This window comes from Pseudomonas sp. B6(2017) (assembly GCF_002112765.1).
In the GTDB taxonomy this organism is placed as follows: domain Bacteria; phylum Pseudomonadota; class Gammaproteobacteria; order Pseudomonadales; family Pseudomonadaceae; genus Aquipseudomonas; species Aquipseudomonas piscis.
This window is the reverse complement of record NZ_NEIQ01000012.1, coordinates 1-17,484: the sequence shown is the minus strand read 5'-3', so window position 1 is coordinate 17,484 and position 17,484 is coordinate 1. Positions and strand designations below refer to the sequence as shown.

Below are 17,484 nucleotides of genomic sequence, written 5' to 3'. Positions count from 1 at the left end.
CCTGGTGCGGCGACATGCTCATTTCCAGCCAGACCTGGGTCAGCAACAGGGCGAAGCAACGGCGCTGCCATTGATGGCGGTGCACGGCCAACTCGAAGCCGCAACGCGGGCAGCAGCTCTTTTCACCGGGTTCCAGTGGTTCACGGCACATCAGCAGGTCGCATTCATGGCTAGCGACCAGGGTTTGGAGTGGCAGGTTCGGCAAGTCGCGGGGGTTGGTCTGGGGCATCGGGCAAGTCCTGGAGGCGCGTGGCCTAGGTATCTGTTCTGGCCTGGGGGCAGGCGCCGTGGAGGAACATCTGCTCCAGGGTCTGGGCGGTATTCGAGCTCGCCGCGCGTCCGCGGCGTTCGGCATCCACCATGCCGTAGACCAGGGTGATGAACAGTTCGGTGAACACCGACGCGCTGATGTCGATGCGGAATGCTCCCTGGTGCTGGCCGCCCAGGAAAAAGGCGTCCAGCGCGTTGATGTAGGACTGCCACCGGGCGCCATCGGCGTGTGGGTCGAGGAAATCCGGGCGGTATTGAAATACCAGGAAGGTCAGCAGCTCTCGATGGGCGAGATGCTCCCTGATCAAATTGTGCAGTGCTTCCAATGGATCTGCATCCAGCAGGCGGGAGGCTTCGATGATCTGGTGCAACACCTCCTTGCCATGCCATTCGAGCATCTCCAGCAGATGGTCACGCGTGCCACAAAAACGGTGCAGCGTGGCCCGGCTGGTGCCGGCGGCTTCAGCCAGTTCCTTCAGTGTCCCGCGTGGGTGGTCGACGATGGCCACGGCCAGCGCCTTGATGAATCGTTCGTCATGGGGCGTCAGGGTCATTCGCAAGTCCTGGTTGAGTCCTCGAATGCGCGCATGGTGCAAAAAAGCTCGCAGCGCTCCGCAATAGATGAGACAAAAAAGTTCATATGAGTCTTTGTTGACTCATTTTGGGTTTGAAAGTAGCATTCTGGACATTCTCAATCAATAGTCAGGTGTGCCATGGTCGATTTGCGTGCAATAGGAAGGGTCAGTGCTTTGGCGGTTGTCATCGCACTGGCAGGGTGTGGTCCCTCGGGCGAGCAGCAGAGCGCCGCGGAGATGGTGCTTCCTGTGGATGTGTTCGCGGTGAAGCCGGAAACCCTGGCACTGACGTCGGAGCTGCCAGGCCGGATCGAACCGGTACGCGTGGCCGAGGTGCGGGCACGGGTGGCGGGGATCGTGCTGAAGAAGCGCTTCGAGGAAGGTGCCGACGTCAAGGCCGGCGATCTGTTGTTCCAGATCGATCCCGCGCCGCTCAAGGCAGCGGTGTCCCGTGCCGAGGGCGACCTGGCCCGGGCCCAGGCCGGGATGAAGGAAGCCCAGGCGCGGGTCAAGCGCTATGAGCCGCTGGTGAAGATCGAAGCGGTCAGCCAGCAGGACTACGACAAGGCCAGTGCCGACTTGCACAGCGCCCAGGCAGCGACCCGTTCGGCCCAGGCAGACCTGGAAACCGCGCGCCTGAACCTGGGTTATGCCTCGGTCGCCGCGCCGATTTCCGGCCGGGTAGGGCGTGCGCTGGTAACCGAAGGCGCCCTGGTTGGCCAGGGCGAAGCGACCCTGATGGCGCGCATCCAGCAACTGGATCCGATCTACGCCGACTTCACCCAGACCGCCGCCGATGCCCTGCGCCTGCGCGAGGCGCTGAAGACTGGCAGCCTGGCCGCAGGCGACAGCAAGGCCCTGACCCTGCGGGTCGAGGGCACGCCCTATGAGCGCCAGGGCTCGCTGCAATTCACCGACGTGGCGGTCGATCCGGGCACCGGCCAGATCACCCTGCGCGGCAAGTTCCCCAACCCCGATGGCGTGTTGCTGCCGGGCATGTACGTGCGGGTCAAGACCCCGCAAGGCACTGACAACCAAGCCATCCTCGTCCCGCAGCGTGCGGTCAAGCGTGGCAACGACGGCAGCTCCCACGTGATGGTGGTCGGCGCCGACGAGCGTGCCGAGGCCCGGGCGGTCACCACCGGCACCATGCAGGGTTCGCGCTGGCAGATCATCGAAGGCCTCAAGGCCGGTGACCAGGTCATCGTCGGTGGCCTGGCCGCCGTGCAGCCGGGCGTCAAGGTCACTCCCAAGCAGGCTCAGGAAACCGAGCAGAAACGATAAGCCCGGTTACGACACGAGGATTTTTTGATGTCCGATTTTTTCATCAAGCGCCCGAACTTCGCCTGGGTGGTGGCTCTGTTCATCTCCCTGGCCGGCCTGCTGATCATCTCCAAGTTGCCGGTGGCGCAGTACCCCAGCGTTGCGCCACCGCAAATCACCGTGACCGCGACCTACCCAGGCGCTTCGGCCAAGGTATTGGTGGACTCGGTCACCAGCGTGCTCGAAGAGTCGCTCAACGGCGCGAAGAACCTGCTGTACTTCGAGTCGACCAACAACTCCAACGGTACTGCCGAGATCGTCGTGACCTTCCAGCCGGGCACCGATCCGGACCTGGCCCAGGTCGACGTGCAGAACCGCTTGAAGAAGGCCGAGGCGCGCATGCCCCAGGCCGTGCTCACCCAGGGCTTGCAGGTCGAGCAGACCAGCGCTGGCTTCCTGTTGATCTACGCCCTTAACTACAAGGAAGGGGTCGAGCGCAACGACACCACCGCCTTGGGCGACTACGCCGCGCGCAACATCAACAACGAACTGCGTCGCTTGCCCGGCGTCGGCAAGTTGCAGTTCTTCTCTTCCGAAGCGGCGATGCGGGTCTGGATCGATCCGCAGAAGCTGGTGGGTTACGGCCTGTCCATCGAAGACGTGAGCAGCGCCATCCGTGGACAGAACGTGCAGGTTCCGGCCGGCGCCTTCGGCAGCGCGCCCGGTACCAGTGAGCAGGAGCTGACCGCGACCCTGGCGGTCAAGGGCACCCTGGACAATCCCCAGGAGTTCGGCCAGATCGTCCTGCGCTCCAACCCCGATGGTTCCACCGTCAAGCTGGCCGATGTCGCCCGCCTGGAAGTGGGCCAGGAAAGCTACAACATCTCCTCGCGCCTGAACGGCACGCCCGGCGTGGGTGGCGCGATCCAGTTGTCTCCGGGCGCCAACGCCATCGAGACCGCGACGCTGGTCAAGGCGCGCCTGGCCGAACTGTCGCAGTTCTTCCCCAGCGACATGCAGTACTCCGTACCCTACGACACCTCGCGTTTCGTCGACGTGGCCATCGAGAAGGTGATCCATACCCTGCTCGAAGCCATGGTCCTGGTGTTCCTGGTGATGTTCCTGTTCCTGCAGAACGTGCGCTACACCCTGATTCCATCCATCGTGGTGCCCGTATGCCTGCTCGGTACCCTGGCGGTGATGTACCTGCTGGGCTTCTCGGTGAACATGATGACCATGTTCGGCATGGTGCTGGCCATCGGCATCCTGGTGGATGATGCCATCGTGGTGGTGGAGAACGTCGAGCGGATCATGGCCGAGGAGGGCCTGTCCCCGACCGAAGCGACGATCAAGGCGATGAAGCAGGTGTCCGGTGCCATCGTCGGTATCACCCTGGTGCTGTCCGCGGTATTCATGCCGCTGGCATTCATGAGCGGTTCGGTAGGCGTCATCTACCAGCAGTTCTCGGTATCCCTGGCGATCTCGATCCTGTTCTCCGGCTTCCTGGCCCTGACCTTCACCCCGGCCCTGTGCGCCACACTGCTCAAGCCAATCCCTGAAGGCCATCACGAGAAGCGCGGTTTCTTCGGTGCCTTCAACCGTGGCTTCGCCCGCGTCACCGAGCGCTATTCGGTGCTCAGTTCCGGGCTGGTCAAGCGTGCCGGACGCTTCATGCTGGTGTACGCCGGTATCGTCGCTCTGCTGGGCTACACCTACTTGCGCCTGCCGGAAGCCTTCGTGCCGAGCGAAGACCTGGGCTACATGATCGTCGACGTGCAACTGCCACCCGGCGCCAGCCGCATGCGTACCGATACCACCGGCAAGGAGCTGGAGCAGTACCTGATGTCGCGCAAGGCGGTGGATGCGGTATTTCTCGTCTCCGGCTTCAGCTTCTCCGGCCAGGGCGACAACGCAGCGCTCGCATTCCCGGTTTTCAAGGATTGGTCGGTACGCGATAAGGAAGAGTCTGCTGCTGCCGAAGTGGCGGCGCTGAACGAGCATTTCGCACTGCCGAGTGACGGCACCATCATGGCGGTCTCGCCGCCACCCATCGATGGCCTGGGCAACTCCGGCGGCTTCGCTTTGCGATTGATGGATCGTGGCGGCCTGGGCCGCGAGGCCCTGCTGCAAGCACGGGACACGCTGCTGGGCCAGGTCAACGGTAATCCGAAGTTCCTCTACGGCATGATGGAAGGCCTGGCCGAGGCGCCGCAGTTGCGCCTGGTGATCGACCGTGAAAAAGCCCGAGCCCAAGGCGTCAACTTCGAGACCATCAGTTCCACCCTGTCCTCGGCTTTCGGTTCCGACGTGGTCAACGACTTCACCAACGCCGGTCGCCAGCAACGGGTGGTGATCCAGGCCGAGCAGGGCGCGCGGATGACTCCGGAAAGCGTGCTCCAGCTGTACGTGCCCAACAACAAGGGCGACCAGGTGCCGCTCAGCGCCTTCGTCAGCAGCAAGTGGGAAGAGGGGCCGGTGCAACTGGTGCGCTACAACGGCTATCCGTCGATCCGCATCGTCGGTGACGCAGGTCCAGGCTACAGCACCGGCCAGGCCATGGCCGAGCTGGAGCAACTGGCCTCGCAACTGCCCAAGGGCATCGGCTACGAGTGGACCGGCCTGTCCTACCAGGAGAAGGTCTCTGCCGGCCAGGCATCGGGCTTGTTCGCCCTGGCGATCCTGGTGGTGTTCCTGCTGCTGGTGGCCCTCTACGAGAGCTGGTCGATCCCGCTGTCGGTGATGCTGATCGTACCGATCGGCGCCGTGGGTGCGGTGCTGGCGGTGATCTTCGTGGGCATGCCCAACGACGTGTACTTCAAGGTCGGCCTGATCACCATCATCGGCCTGTCGGCGAAGAACGCGATCCTCATCGTCGAGTTCGCCAAGGAACTGTGGGAGAAGGGCTACAGCCTGCGTGACGCCGCCATCGAGGCCGCTCGCCTGCGCTTTCGCCCGATCATCATGACGTCCATGGCCTTCATCCTCGGCGTGGTGCCCCTGGCCATCGCCACCGGTGCCGGTGCGGCCAGCCAGCGCGCCATCGGGACCGGGGTGATCGGCGGGATGCTCAGCGCCACCTTGCTGGGCGTGCTGTTCGTGCCGATCTGCTTCGTCTGGCTGCTGTCGGTGCTGCGCACCAAGCGGCCAGCCACCGAACAACCAGCCCTGACCCAGGAGTGATCAGCATGCGTACCCCAGCTTTTACCGTATCGGCGCTGCTGATCGCCCTGGCCCTGGGTGGCTGCTCCATGGCCCCGACCTACGAGCGTCCGACGGCGCCCGTAGCCGACAGCTGGAGCGACTCACCCGCCCAGCAGGGACGCCAGGCCAGCGAACTGGATTGGCAGAGCTTCATTGTCGATCCGCAGCTGCGCCGCCTGGTCGGCACCGCCCTGGACAACAACCGTTCGTTGCGCCAGACCTTGCTGGACATCGAACAAGCCCGGGCGCAATACCGCATCCAGCGGGCGGACCGGATCCCCGGGTTGAACGCCGGGGCCTCGGGTAACCGCCAGCGCCTGCCCTCGGACCTCTCCAGCAATGGCCGGGCCGGCGTGGCCAGTACCTATCAGGTCGGCCTGTCGTTGCCGGAATACGAAGTCGACCTGTTCGGTCGGGTCAAGAGCCTCAGCGATGCCGCATTGCAGCAGTACCTGGCCACCGAAGAGGCGGGGCGCTCGGCACGCATTGCGCTGATCGCCGAGGTCACCCAGGCCTACCTGGCCCATGACGGTGCCCAGCGCCGCCTGGCCCTGACCCAGCAGACCCTGGTCAGCCGCGAATACTCCTTCGCCCTGATCAGCCGGCACCGTGCGGTAGGTAACGCCACCGCGCTGGACTACCAGGAAGCCCTGGGCCTGGTGGAACAGTCCCGGGCCGACGAGGAGGCCGCCTTGCGCCAGAAGCAACAGGCGTTCAATGCCCTGGTGCTGTTGCTGGGCACCGCCGATGCGGCCAAGTCGATTCCCGAGAAGCCGTCGGAGCAGCCGCTACTGGTGCAAGACATCGCCGCGGGCTCGCCGTCGTCGCTGATCGAGCGCCGTCCGGACATCCTCGCCGCGGAACACCGCCTGCAAGCGCGCAATGCCGACATCGGCGCTGCGCGGGCAGCGTTCTTCCCGCGGATCACCTTGACCGGCAGCTTCGGCACCTCCAGTGCGCAGATGTCTGGCCTGTTCGATGGCGGCTCGCGCTCCTGGAGCTTCATCCCGACCCTGTCGCTGCCGATCTTCGATGGCGGGCGCAACCGCGCCGGGCTGAACCTGGCCGAGGCCCGCAAGGACTCGGCGGTGGCGGCGTACGAGGGCACGATCCAGACCGCGTTCCGCGAAGTGGCGGACGCCCTGGCGGCCACCGATACCCTGCGCCGCGAGGAGCAGGCACGCCGGGCCCTGGCCAACACCAGCAACGAATCGCTGAAGCTGGCCAAGGCTCGTTATGAAGGCGGTATCGATAGCCACCTGCGTTACCTGGACGCCCAGCGCAACAACTTCGCCAACGAGACGGCGTTCATCGAAGTCAGCACTCAACGGCAGATCGCCCTGGTGGACCTGTTCCGCTCCCTGGGTGGTGGGTGGAAGGACAACCAGGACCAGCGACTGGCGCAACGCCAGGACCGCCCCTGAATGAGTGACCGCCACCCGCCGGAGCAAGCCCGGCGGGCGGCGCTCGAGGAGGGTAACGATGCGTGCAATCGTTGCCGGGCGCTCTTGCATGTGCGCCGCCCGGACAGCATCAGGCGGACCTGGTAAGGGGGCGAAAAAGGCCGGCTGGAGCGATCCAGCCGGCCTTTTTCATGGGCGCCTGCCCGACTTGGCCTCCTGGGCGACGCTGCCATGCAGGAACATCTGCTCCAGGGAATAGACGGAATTGGCACTGGCCGCACGGCCGCGGCGTTCAGCATCGACCATGCCGTAGATCAGGTTGATGAACAGCTCGGTGAAGGCCGCGGCGCTGATATCGATACGAAACACCCCCTGGTGCTGGCCGCGCAGGAAGAACGCATCCAGATCCTCGATATAGGACGCCTCCTGCTCCAGCATCGGCCCCTTGGGACGATGTTCGAACATCAGCAGGGCCAGCAGGTCGCGGTGGGTGAGGTGCTCCCGGATCAGGTGGCGCAGGGCCTCCAGCGGTTCGGCGGCGTGCAGCCCGGCGTTGCTGGTGATGCCGACGAGCACGTTCTTGGCATGCAGTTCGAGTTGCTGTTCCAGGCCGGCACGGGTCCCGTAGTGGCGGTTGAGCGTGGCCTTGCTCACTCCGGCCAGTTCCGCCAGTTCCTTCATGGTGGCACGTGGGTGATTGACTAGCGCAGTGGTCAGCTGTTTGAGAAGGCGGGCGTCATGCAGTGTCATGGGGTGTTCGGGGCTTCAGGCAAGTGAGGAGATTCCTGGCAAGAAGCACTCCTTGCCGGCACCCGCACATTGTAATCACTTGCCTGAGTCTTTGTGGCTTCATTTGTGACATTAGTATCATTAAAGATTCTTTTGGGTGTCAGGTGGAGATCTGTGGAACCCTGCCCTTACCGCTTCGGGTGGGGGCGGACAGGGTTGCTCAACGCCCGAGCATCAGGCTCATCAAGCGCTCGAAGAGCTTGCCGCAGGGCGGGTAGAGCATGGGAAAGGCCGGCCAGGCGAACTGCTTGAAGACCGGCCTCATCTTGGAGAACTCCAAGAAGCCTTCATGGCCGTGATAGTGGCCCATGCCGCTGGCGCCGATACCGCCAAAGGGCAAGTCGTGCTGGGCCACGTGCAATCCGCAGTCGTTGATCGCCACGCCGCCTGACTGGGTCTGGGCGATGATCTGCCGCTGCACCTCTGGCTGGCGGGTGAACAAGTAGAGCGCCAGCGGTTGGTCGCGGTCCTTGATGTACTCCACGACCTCCTCCAGTGCCCGGCAGATCTTCGGCAAGTCGCTGGTGGGTTGAGCCCCGCAGGCAGGTGCTGCGCCCCAGGCGCGGCACCTGCACCCAGGCCAAGGGCAAGCGCCAGGCTTCCCCGGATGGGCGTCAGGGCAGCGGGGCGCTGTGATTTCAAGCTGTCATTTTCGCGAGCCATTGCAGGTGGCTATATATGCGCGGGTTAAATTATATGCATATGAAATTATAATTATTCCGCAGAGTTATCAGGGCTGTTAGCCTGCAACTCGAAAGTCGTCATTGTTCCTGCTGGCCAACAGAGCGGGTCATGTTTCATTGGATGAAACTTAAATCCGGACTGCAAAGGATTGAAGCCTTCTCGGCATTCGCTACCTGGCCACTGAGGAAACGCTCTTTCCGTTGTTAGTCCATTCATTGGATCGATAAACGGTACCTGACATGACGGCCACGCTAAATCACTTGCTGGTAGATGCTGTTCCTGCTGTTCCTTCGTCCCTGGATATCTTCGAACTCAAGGAATCCAACGTTCGCTCTTATTGCCGGGACTTCACCGCAACCTTCCAGACCGCCGAAGGCTCGACGCTGACCAGCGATACGGGGGAGGTCTTCATCGACTTCTTCAGTGGCGCCGGGGCCTTGAACTATGGGCACAACAATCCGCTGCTCAAGGCGGCGTTGCTCGACTACATCGCCCGCGACGGCATCACCCACGGCCTGGATTTCAAGACCACGGCCAAGAAAGCCTTCCTCACCACCTTCCAGGAGCGGATCCTGGCGCCACGCAACCTGCAGTACAAAGTCCAGTTCCCCGGGCCCACGGGAACCAATGCCGTCGAGGCGGCGATCAAGCTGGCGCGCAAGTACACCGGGCGCCAGAACGTGGTGGCCTTCACCAATGCCTTCCATGGCATGTCGCTGGGCTCCCTGGCCCTGACCGCCAACCCGCGCAAGCGCGCCGGTGCCGGGGTCAACCTGAACAACGTGACCTTCATGCCCTACGACGGCTTCTTCGGCGATGGCCTGGACACCTCGCAATACCTGGCGCAGATGCTGCGTGCCGGCAGCGGGGTGGACAAACCCGCGGCGATCGTCCTGGAAACCGTGCAGGGCGAAGGCGGTGTCGGCAGCGCCAGCGCCGCCTGGCTGCAGGCGGTACGGGACATAGCCCGGGAGCATGGCAGCCTGCTGATCATCGATGATATTCAGGCCGGTTGTGGCCGCACCGGCGACTTCTTCAGCTTCGAGGGCACCGGGGTCACACCGGATATCGTCACCTTGTCCAAGTCCATCAGCGGCTACGGCTTGCCGATGTCGCTGACGTTGATCGCCCCGCACCTGGACATCTGGCAGCCGGGAGAGCACAACGGCACGTTCCGTGGCAACAACCTGGCCTTCGTCACTGGCAAGGCGGTGATCGACCACTATTGGAGCCGGTCGGGGTTCACCGAGGAGCTCAAGGCCAAGGCGGCGTTCCTCCACGAGGGGCTGCTGGAGCTGTCTGCCGGTTTCGCCGCCCAGGCGCCCAATCGGCTCAAGGGCCGGGGATTCTTCAGGGGCATCGAGTTCCAGGACCGGGGGCTGGCACCGAAGATCGCCGCCCGGGCCTATGCCCTGGGGCTGATCATCGAGACCTCGGGGGTGGACGACCAGGTGCTCAAGTTCCTGCCCGCCCTGACCATCAGCCTGGGGCAGATCACCCAGGGCCTGAAGCTTCTCGAGCAGGCCTTCGCCGACGTCGCGAGGGGTGAGCCATGAGCCAGGTCCTGACTCGCTATGCCTCGATCGACGACGCCCAGGCCATTGCGCCGCTGTTGGACAAGTACCGCCAGTTCTATGGCCAGGCCAGCGACTTGTCGCGCTCGCTGGCTTTCATCCTGGAACGTTTCTTTCTTGGGGAGTCGATCATCATCGTCGCCGAACTCGACCAGCGGGTCGTCGGCTTCAGCCAACTTTTCCCAAGTTTCTCCAGTGTCACCCTGGAGCGCTTATGGATATTGAACGACTTGTATGTCGATGAAGAGCAAAGGGGAGCAGGGGCCGGATTGGCACTATTGAATGCCGCCCGGAAGTTGGGGGTCGATACCCAGGCCAAGCAACTTTTCATCGAAGGCGCCGAAGATAATCCGAAGGCGCGGAATATATATACGCAGTTCGGTTTCATCGAGAACAGTGACTATCACTATTACCACCTTCCACTCAAACATGCCCAAGGATAGGAGCTTTCCCATGTCAGGTACTGTTTACGATATTGTCGGTATTGGTTTCGGCCCCTCCAACCTGGCCCTGGCCATCGCCCTGGAGGAAGCGCAATCGCCGCTGAGCTATCGTTTTCTCGACGCCAAGCGCCAGCCGGACTGGCAGGACGGGATGCTGCTCAGTGGCTCGGATATCCAGAACAACCCGCTGCGTGACCTGGTCACCCCGCGCAATCCGCGCAGCCACTACGGGTTCGTCAATTACCTGAAGGAAACCGGGCGCCTGTTCGACTACCTGAACCTGCCGCTGGCCTATCCCTTGCGCCGCGAATATGCCGAATACATCAAGTGGGTGGCCGGGCATTTCCTCGATAGCGTCGAATCCTCGGCCCGGGTGAGCAAGGTCGAACCGGTGCAGCTCAAGGGCCAGCGCCTGTGGAAGGTGACCTACAACGATCACCAGGTGATCCATGGCCGTACCCTGGTGCTGGGCACCGGACGCACGGCGAACGTTCCCGCGGTGTTCGAAGGCCTGACCGGCCCGCGCATATTCCACCTCAACCATTACCTGGAGAACATCCACGACCTGCCGCCCGAGGTGCAGCGTATCGGCGTGCTGGGCTCCAGCCAGAGCGCGGTGGAGATCGTCCTCGACCTGAGTGCCCGGTTCGCCGACAAGGACATCTACGCCTTGCACCGCAGCTTCAGCTTTCGCCTCAAGGACACCAGCCCATTCAGCGACAAGGTGTATTTCCCCGAGTTCATCGACTACTACTTCGCGCTCTCCAGCGAGGCCAAGGCCCGAATCGACCGCCAATTGCGCGGTACCAACTACAGCTCGGCCGATGCCGATGTGATCAACGCGCTGTACGTGCGCATCCATGAAGAGAAGCTGCAGGGCAAGCAGCGTATCCACATCCTCAACAATACCGCCGTGGAGCGCGCCAGCCTGAACGCGGCAGGGCAGGTCGAGCTGGCACTGACCGAGGTCAACCAGTTGCAGTCCTCGCACCTCACCCTGGACGCACTGGTGCTGGCCACCGGGTTCAAGGACATCGCCGACAAAGAGAACGGCGAGCTCTATCCGCCGCTGCTGGAGCCCTATCACCAGGACTTTCGCCGCGACGGCCAGGGCGCCCTGGTGGTCAACCGCGACTACAGCCTGACGGCCCTGGACGGCTTGCCGGCGGTGTTCCTCAACGGCTTGTGCGAGAGCTCCCACGGGCTTGGCGATGCCGGCTCGTTCAGCCTGATCTCGCTGCGGGTGGAGCGCATCCTGTCCGCCTTGCAGGAGCGGCTGGCCCCGGGCCAGGAACTGCGTTCACCCGAGCCGGCGCTGGCCTGAAGCCCGCACCCTGGCGGCAGCCCGGCCGGGCTGCCGCGCCATGACAAGGAGTTGCCATGTTCACCGCAGCATTGATCTATATCCTGGCGGTCATCAGCCCGGGCCCCAACTTCATCATCGTCAGTCGCTTCGCTTCCCTGGGCTCGGTGTCCACGGGGATCGGCGCGACCCTGGGCATCTGCACCGTAGGGGTGTTCTTTTCGACCATCTCGCTGTTGGGCCTGGCGGTACTGCTGGACCAGTATCCGGCATTCTCCAAGGCGGCCACCCTGGCAGGTTCTTTGTACCTGCTGTACATCGCCTACAGCATCATCCGCAGCGTGCTGGCCAGGACTGCCAGCGCGCCGACCGCCAGCGCGCCCGGAGCCACCAGTTTCACCAAGGCCTACCGCGTGGGGGTGATCACCAACATCAGCAACATGAAGACCATCGCCTTCATGATCAGCATCTATGCCGGGTTTCTTTCCTCGCCACGCTCGGATCTCGAGAAGGTACTGGTGGTGGTGCTGTGCTCGACCCTGGAGGTCACCTGGTACTCCCTGGTGGCGCTGCTGTTCGGCCAGGGGCCGGTCAAGGCGCTGTTCCTCAAGTACACGCGGCAGATCGACGTGGGGCTGGCCGTGTTCCTGGTGGCGTTCTCCCTGAACAATGCGATCCCGGTGCTGGTTGCCGCCCGTTGAGGACCTGCCATGCAATGGAACGATCTGCTCAAGGAGGTGGGGGCGCGCTTCAAGCATCGCAGCTGGCTGCTGATCGATCAGCCACACGATTCTGCCCAAGGCGCTGGCGCTGCGCCGGCCCAGGCCTACCCCGGCGTGACCCTGGTCCTGGACTGCGACCTGGACGGTGTCTTCCAGTTGCTCGAGCGCCTGGAGCCCGGGGTCGGCTATGCCGCGTCGTTGAAATCCGCTGACCTGGCCCGCGCCCCCGGCCCATATCAGGTCCAGCCCCCGGCCCGGTCTCGTCCGGCACCGCAGGCCGAGGAGCCGGCAACGAGCCTGCGCTACCACCCCGGCGTCCGGTTGGCCGCCGACGGCCAGCGCAACCTGGCGCAGTTGATCCGGGCCCTGTCGATGATTGCCCATTGACTGCCTGAAGGCCGGGGCCGGGACCGCCAACCCAGGCTCCGCCCGACCGGCAACCGGCGGGCGGATTTTTACCCCAGGCACCTAAAGTTCGGACGTGCCCGGCAGAAAACCCCTAGGCAACGCCAGGTGCTGGTCCAGCCATGATCGCGCCCCTGCCTTGACCCCGTGCATCGAGAAGCTCCGGCCGCCCTGGTATCCCAGGCGTTACTGGCGGCTGTCCGCCATCACGGCAGTCGGCCCCTTCGATTTCCGGACTCCCCAACGCCATGAATGCCTTGCTGTTCTCCCCGCTATTGCTGGGTACCAACATCCTGATCGCCAGCGCGATCATCTGCCTGGCGCTGTGGTACTACTCGCGCCCCTATCCGGGACCGGGCCTGTGGACCCTCGGCATACTGCTGGTGGGGCTGGGCCAGTTGCTGCTGCTGTTCGGTGGCCACTCGGCGGGGCTGGCGTACAACGTGTTGAGCTACAGCCTGCTGACCTCGGGGGAGGCGGTGCTGGTCATCGGCGTGTTCCGCTTCCTCGAGCGTCCCGCGCCCTGGTGGCTGGTGCCGGCGGTTTGCCTGACCGCCGTGCCCTGGCTGTTGTGGCACTGGCTGGGCGAGCCGCTGGAAGCCGAGCTGGTGGTGGCCTTGTACACCTTCGTCAGTGCCTTCGTCCGGGCATTGGCCTGTCGTGCGTTGTTGTGCCTGCCGGGCGATCGCCGGCTGCGCAGCGTACGGATCTTCGCCGCGCTGATGTTCGGTTTGCTGGCCTTGAGCGCAGCCGCCAGCGGTGCCCTCGATCTGCTCCAGGCGCTGCGGCCGCGCAAAGGCCTGGAGGCGGCCGCCGAACTGCTGGCTTTCAACATTGGCTATCCGTTGTGGATCCTCTGCCTGTTCGGCCTGACCCTGCTCAGCCTGCGCCGTTTCCTGCTGGCGGCCGAGCGCAGCGCGGTGCGCTTCGAGCGCCTGATGAACATCACCAGCGCCGCCGTGGTGATCGTCCGCGACGGGCGGATCGTCGATGCCAACCCGGTGCTCAAGCGCCTGTTCGATTGCGAGCGCGAGCATTACCACGAGCGTCCCCTGGAGCACTTGTTCGAAACCGATGCCGACCTGCAGCAACAACTGCGGCGGTTCGATGGGGTGCCGCTGGATCGAGTGGCGGTACGCCGCGACGGCAGCCAGTTCGCCGCCGAACTGACCGTCGCGGCCCTCGACGATGGCACCCAGGTGGCGGAGATCCGCGATGTCAGCGGGCGCAAGTCCCTGGAGCAGGAGCTGCGCCAGACTGCCGCCAGGGACGCCTTGACCGGTGTCCTCAATCGACGGGCCTTCATCGAGCGGGCCAAGCTCGAGCTGGCCCAGGACCGTCGACAGGGGCGTTCGTTGTGCCTGGCGATGCTGGATATCGACCACTTCAAGCGGATCAACGACAACCACGGCCACTTGGTGGGTGACCAGGCGCTGAAGGCCTTCAGTGCGGTTTGCGAAAGCCAGGTCCGGCGCACGGACCTGTTCGCTCGCTATGGCGGCGAGGAGTTCGTATTGCTGCTGCCACAGACCAATCGCGAGCAGGCCCTGGCCTTGCTCGAGCGCCTGCGCGAATGCTGGAGCGCGCACCGCTTGGCGCTGCCTGTGGGGGAGTTGGCGTCCACCGTCAGCATCGGCATGGTCCAGGTCGACCAGGAGGCCTCCCTGGAACACTGGGTCAGCCTGGCCGACCAGGCGCTGTACCGGGCCAAGCACGAGGGCCGCAATCGGACCCGGGTGCATGCCGTCGATTGACCCGCAAAGCTGCGCCAGCGTCTAGCGGCAGGCCGGCAACACCGACGCGCCAAAGGTGCTGCGGCAACCAGGCATCCAGTTGCCCGGGGCGATGCGGGGAGGTGCTGGCGAAAAAGATACTCAGGATCGGCATGACTGATCGTTCGAATGACCAGGACGCCACCTGCATCAGGGCAGGTGGCGCACAGGGACAATCCTATGGATCAGGCCCGCCCTGGCTTCACCGCGCTGCCCGGCGCCAGGAGCCTCAGAGGCGCTCGAAGACCACGGCAATGCCCTGGCCGCCGCCGATGCACATGGTGACCAGGCCGTAGCGACCCTGGATGCGCTGCAACTCGTAGATGCACTTGATGGCCAGGATGGTGCCGCTTGCGCCCAGCGGATGCCCCAGGGCAATCGCACCGCCATTGGGGTTGGTGCGCGCCGGGTCCAGGCCCAGGCCCCGGCAGACTCCCAGCGCCTGGGCGGCAAAGGCTTCGTTGGACTCGATCACGTCGAAGGCCTCCAGGGCCAGGCCGGTGCGTTCCAGCACCCGGCGCACCGCCGGGATCGGCCCGGTACCCATCACCGCCGGATCGACCCCGGACACCGCATAACCGAGCATCCGCGCCAGCGGCTTGATGCCTTGGCGCTGGGCCGCGGCGGCGGACATCAGCACACAGGCGGCAGCGCCATCGTTGATTCCCGAGGAGTTGCCGGCGGTCACCGAACCGTCCTTGCGAAACGCCGGCCGCAGCCCGGCCAGCGCTTGCAGGTTGGCGTCGGCCTTGGGGTATTCGTCGGTATCGAAGGTCAGCGTGCCTTTGCGCGTGGTGATCTGGACCGGCACGATCTGCGTCCGGAAGTGCCCGGCGGCAATGGCCGCAGTGGCCCGGCGCTGGCTCTCCAGGGCGAAGGCGTCTTGTTCCTCGCGGGAGATTTCATACTGCCCGGCGACGTTCTCCGCGGTGATGCCCATGGCACCGGCGCCGAACGGATCATTGAGAGCGCCGGTCATCATGTCGATCAACTGGCTGTCGCCCATGCGTGCGCCCCAGCGGGCGGCGGGCACGGCAAACAGCGAGCGGCTCATGCTCTCGACCCCGCCGCCGATGGCGATCTCGCAATCACCCAGGCTGATGGCGTTGGCCGCGCTCACCAGCGCCTGCAAGCCCGAACCGCACAAGCGGTTCACGGTCAGGGCCGTGGACGCCTGGTCCATGCCGGCCTGCAAGCCCGCCACGCGTGATACGTACATGTCCCGGGGTTCGGTATGCAGCACATTGCCCAGTACGATCTGGCCCACCTGGGCCGGGGATAGTTGGGCGCGGGCAATGGCTTCCTTCACCACCAGGGTGGCCAGGTCGCAGGGTGGCTGGTCGCGCAGCGCGCCGCCAAAGCTGCCGATGGCGGTGCGAGCCGCACCGGCCACCACGATTTCAGGAAATGCTTGAGTCATAGCGCTATCCGATCCTTGAGGGAAACTGCGGTGGCGACACTCTAGGCAGCGGCCCTGGCGCTGTATATTGTCTATAAAGACAATTTCTATGCGAGATCGGACAGCATGCCTTGCGCCGCCATCCTCACTTTCGACGGCTGCTACGCTTCCAGTGCCACCGGCTTCGCCGATATCCTGCAAGTGGCCAATTCCCACCTGCGGCGCCAGGACGACGGGCTGGATAGCTATTCCTGGCACTTCGTTTCCCGCGCTGGTGGATCGATCACCACCAGCAACGGCTTGAGCCTCCAGACCCGCAAGATCAGTTCCAGGAGCCGTTACGACCTGGTGTTCATCCCCAGCATCCACTACGCCGGCGGGCGCGCCTTCGACCAGTTGCTGGAGCGCGAACAAGCGGTCAGCGCCTGGCTGGTACGCCAGTGGCGGGGCGGGGCCTGGATCGCCGCCAATTGCACCGGGACCTTTCTCCTGGCCCAGAGCCGCTTGCTCGACCGGCGTACGGCCACCACCACCTGGTGGCTGGAGCGCCAGTTCCGTGAGCGTTTTCCCTTGGTGGACCTGCAGCCGCGGCCGATCCTGACCGAGGCCGAGCGGCTGGTCTGCGCCGGTGCGCAAGCGTCCTACCTGCTGCAGGCGGTACGGATCATCGAGCGATTTTCCGGGCCACTGGTCAGTCGGCAGACCGCCAGGACCATGCTCATCGACGTCAGCCAGAACAGCCAGGCCGCCTTCCTGCCGCTGCTGGTCGCCCGCGAGCACAACGACTCGCTGGTCAGCCAGGCGCAGCAGTGGCTGCAGAACCACATGCACCGTGAGGTGCGCATGAGCGACATGGCCCAGGCCCTGTGCGTGAGCGAGAAGACCATCGTCCGGCGTTTCAAGGCGGCCCTGGAAAGCACGCCGCTGAACTACCTGCAGAACCTGCGACTGGATGCGGCAAAGGTGCTGCTGGAGCAGGGCGACCAGAACATCGACCAGGTCGCGGTCCAGGTCGGCTACCTGGATGTGAGTTCGTTCTCCCGGTTGTTTCGCGAACGCATCGGTATCAGCCCAGGCAGCTATCGCGAGCGTTTTGCCAGCGGTGCTTGAGAGGACTACCGTCGGTCAAAAAAACTCTCTAGGCCGATATAACGATTGGCAATTTGCGCAGCAGTGCAAAGATAACAAGACTAATTGTTTGTTAAGCCGGGGTGGGAAATAGAGCCGAATTAGTTGCAGATCGTTATATCTACAATTATTTTCCAGGTTTATTGGAAATAGCCTTGAGCGTGATTGGCTATATTCCGCTCAAGTAGCCGTCTTGTGCCAGAAAAAGTTTCTGCTAGTTTTGGATTTTGGCCTTGAAGCCGGCGTGCCAGCGGCTTTTTCTAATATTCAATGACATCTCAAACCATTGATATCCATGGTTTTTATATGAGCCTATGGCGGCTTTCGAGTGGACGGAATACTGACTGGGGAATGAAGTTTCGAGGTCTGCAAAACTAACGAAATGGATATATTCAGGAGTGCGTCATGGACGACGAACAGCGCCTTGCACAAGGTATTGGTCAGCATGTGGGCTTGCAGCCCATCGCGATTGTCGGAATGAGCTGTCGCTTCGCACCGCAACTTTCCAGCCTGGAGAGTTATTGGGACTTTCTGGTTCAAGGCCGCTGTGCGG

At 63.8% G+C, this 17,484-nt stretch carries 15 protein-coding genes and 1 pseudogene; 11 read left to right on the top strand and 5 right to left on the bottom strand.

From position 1 onward, the window contains the following. Positions 1-25 precede the first annotated feature (25 nt). Both CAG11_RS20555 and CAG11_RS20550 read right to left on the bottom strand, forming a co-directional pair. Positions 26-229, bottom strand: a pseudogene (locus tag CAG11_RS20555) (paraquat-inducible protein A); the annotation flags it as partial. A gap of 25 nt (positions 230-254) precedes the next feature. Continuing rightward, positions 255-824, bottom strand: a complete 570-nt coding sequence (locus CAG11_RS20550; RefSeq protein ID WP_085597685.1) for a TetR/AcrR family transcriptional regulator — start codon at positions 822-824, stop codon at positions 255-257. Positions 825-983: 159 nt separating this feature from the next. On the opposite strand from CAG11_RS20550, the gene CAG11_RS20545 reads away from it, so the two are divergent. The 3 genes from CAG11_RS20545 to CAG11_RS20535 are packed head-to-tail and all read left to right on the top strand — an operon-like array spanning position 984 to position 6,733. Further along, a complete protein-coding gene (locus CAG11_RS20545) occupies positions 984-2,129 on the top strand; it encodes a MexC family multidrug efflux RND transporter periplasmic adaptor subunit (protein WP_085597684.1) in 1,146 nt (381 codons plus the stop codon). 27 nt (positions 2,130-2,156) lie between these two features. Further along, complete coding sequence (locus CAG11_RS20540; protein WP_085597683.1) at positions 2,157-5,288, top strand: efflux RND transporter permease subunit; 3,132 nt, start codon at positions 2,157-2,159, stop codon at positions 5,286-5,288. A 5-nt stretch (positions 5,289-5,293) separates the two neighbouring features. Beyond that, complete coding sequence (locus CAG11_RS20535; protein ID WP_085597682.1) at positions 5,294-6,733, top strand: efflux transporter outer membrane subunit; 1,440 nt, start codon at positions 5,294-5,296, stop codon at positions 6,731-6,733. A gap of 168 nt (positions 6,734-6,901) precedes the next feature. On the opposite strand, the gene CAG11_RS20530 is transcribed toward CAG11_RS20535, so the two are convergent. Both CAG11_RS20530 and CAG11_RS20525 read right to left on the bottom strand, forming a co-directional pair. Beyond that, a complete protein-coding gene (locus tag CAG11_RS20530) occupies positions 6,902-7,462 on the bottom strand; it encodes a TetR/AcrR family transcriptional regulator (RefSeq protein WP_085597681.1) in 561 nt (186 codons plus the stop codon). Positions 7,463-7,661: 199 nt separating this feature from the next. Next, positions 7,662-8,018 (bottom strand): aldehyde dehydrogenase family protein, encoded by a 357-nt coding sequence (locus CAG11_RS20525; protein ID WP_256578646.1) that lies wholly within the window; start codon positions 8,016-8,018, stop codon positions 7,662-7,664. A gap of 463 nt (positions 8,019-8,481) precedes the next feature. On the opposite strand from CAG11_RS20525, the gene ectB reads away from it, so the two are divergent. The 6 genes from ectB (at position 8,482) to CAG11_RS20495 (ending at position 14,386) form a co-directional block, all read left to right on the top strand. Beyond that, positions 8,482-9,741, top strand: a complete 1,260-nt coding sequence (gene ectB, locus CAG11_RS20520; protein WP_207245088.1) for a diaminobutyrate--2-oxoglutarate transaminase — start codon at positions 8,482-8,484, stop codon at positions 9,739-9,741. Continuing rightward, positions 9,738-10,202 carry a GNAT family N-acetyltransferase gene (locus CAG11_RS20515; RefSeq protein WP_022640982.1) on the top strand — a complete coding sequence of 155 codons (465 nt, stop codon included), beginning with the start codon at positions 9,738-9,740 and terminating at the stop codon, positions 10,200-10,202. The genes ectB and CAG11_RS20515 overlap by 4 nt, the downstream gene beginning before the upstream one ends. A 10-nt stretch (positions 10,203-10,212) precedes the next feature. Continuing rightward, positions 10,213-11,526 carry a SidA/IucD/PvdA family monooxygenase gene (locus CAG11_RS20510; protein ID WP_158091436.1) on the top strand — a complete coding sequence of 438 codons (1,314 nt, stop codon included), beginning with the start codon at positions 10,213-10,215 and terminating at the stop codon, positions 11,524-11,526. Between the two features lie 56 nt (positions 11,527-11,582). Then, positions 11,583-12,206: a LysE family translocator gene (locus CAG11_RS20505; protein ID WP_053129770.1), complete on the top strand. Its 624-nt coding sequence runs from the start codon at positions 11,583-11,585 to the stop codon at positions 12,204-12,206. A 9-nt stretch (positions 12,207-12,215) separates the two neighbouring features. Further along, positions 12,216-12,614, top strand: coding sequence for a hypothetical protein (locus CAG11_RS20500; RefSeq protein ID WP_085597677.1), 399 nt, complete (start codon positions 12,216-12,218; stop codon positions 12,612-12,614). Positions 12,615-12,880: 266 nt separating this feature from the next. Next, positions 12,881-14,386 (top strand): sensor domain-containing diguanylate cyclase, encoded by a 1,506-nt coding sequence (locus tag CAG11_RS20495; protein WP_085597676.1) that lies wholly within the window; start codon positions 12,881-12,883, stop codon positions 14,384-14,386. A 247-nt stretch (positions 14,387-14,633) separates the two neighbouring features. Here the strand turns inward: CAG11_RS20495 and CAG11_RS20490 are convergent, their stop codons facing one another. Further along, positions 14,634-15,824, bottom strand: coding sequence for an acetyl-CoA C-acyltransferase family protein (locus tag CAG11_RS20490; protein ID WP_085597675.1), 1,191 nt, complete (start codon positions 15,822-15,824; stop codon positions 14,634-14,636). A 105-nt stretch (positions 15,825-15,929) separates the two neighbouring features. On the opposite strand from CAG11_RS20490, the gene CAG11_RS20485 reads away from it, so the two are divergent. Together CAG11_RS20485 and CAG11_RS34550 are read left to right on the top strand one after the other, a co-directional pair. Then, entirely contained in the window at positions 15,930-16,913 is a 984-nt protein-coding gene (locus tag CAG11_RS20485) for a GlxA family transcriptional regulator (RefSeq protein WP_085597674.1), read from the top strand. A 423-nt stretch (positions 16,914-17,336) separates the two neighbouring features. Further along, positions 17,337-17,484 (top strand): beta-ketoacyl synthase N-terminal-like domain-containing protein (locus CAG11_RS34550; RefSeq protein ID WP_177409153.1); only part of this gene is annotated, 148 nt, incomplete at its 3' end.

Coding starts and splice junctions, on each gene's coding strand:
- CAG11_RS20550 (WP_085597685.1), bottom strand. CDS start 824: ATGACCCTGACGCCCCATGACGAACGATTCATCAAGGCGCTGGCCGTG.
- CAG11_RS20545 (WP_085597684.1), top strand. CDS start 984: ATGGTCGATTTGCGTGCAATAGGAAGGGTCAGTGCTTTGGCGGTTGTC.
- CAG11_RS20540 (WP_085597683.1), top strand. CDS start 2,157: ATGTCCGATTTTTTCATCAAGCGCCCGAACTTCGCCTGGGTGGTGGCT.
- CAG11_RS20535 (WP_085597682.1), top strand. CDS start 5,294: ATGCGTACCCCAGCTTTTACCGTATCGGCGCTGCTGATCGCCCTGGCC.
- CAG11_RS20530 (WP_085597681.1), bottom strand. CDS start 7,462: ATGACACTGCATGACGCCCGCCTTCTCAAACAGCTGACCACTGCGCTA.
- CAG11_RS20515 (WP_022640982.1), top strand. CDS start 9,738: ATGAGCCAGGTCCTGACTCGCTATGCCTCGATCGACGACGCCCAGGCC.
- CAG11_RS20510 (WP_158091436.1), top strand. CDS start 10,213: ATGTCAGGTACTGTTTACGATATTGTCGGTATTGGTTTCGGCCCCTCC.
- CAG11_RS20505 (WP_053129770.1), top strand. CDS start 11,583: ATGTTCACCGCAGCATTGATCTATATCCTGGCGGTCATCAGCCCGGGC.
- CAG11_RS20500 (WP_085597677.1), top strand. CDS start 12,216: ATGCAATGGAACGATCTGCTCAAGGAGGTGGGGGCGCGCTTCAAGCAT.
- CAG11_RS20495 (WP_085597676.1), top strand. CDS start 12,881: ATGAATGCCTTGCTGTTCTCCCCGCTATTGCTGGGTACCAACATCCTG.
- CAG11_RS20490 (WP_085597675.1), bottom strand. CDS start 15,824: ATGACTCAAGCATTTCCTGAAATCGTGGTGGCCGGTGCGGCTCGCACC.
- CAG11_RS20485 (WP_085597674.1), top strand. CDS start 15,930: ATGCCTTGCGCCGCCATCCTCACTTTCGACGGCTGCTACGCTTCCAGT.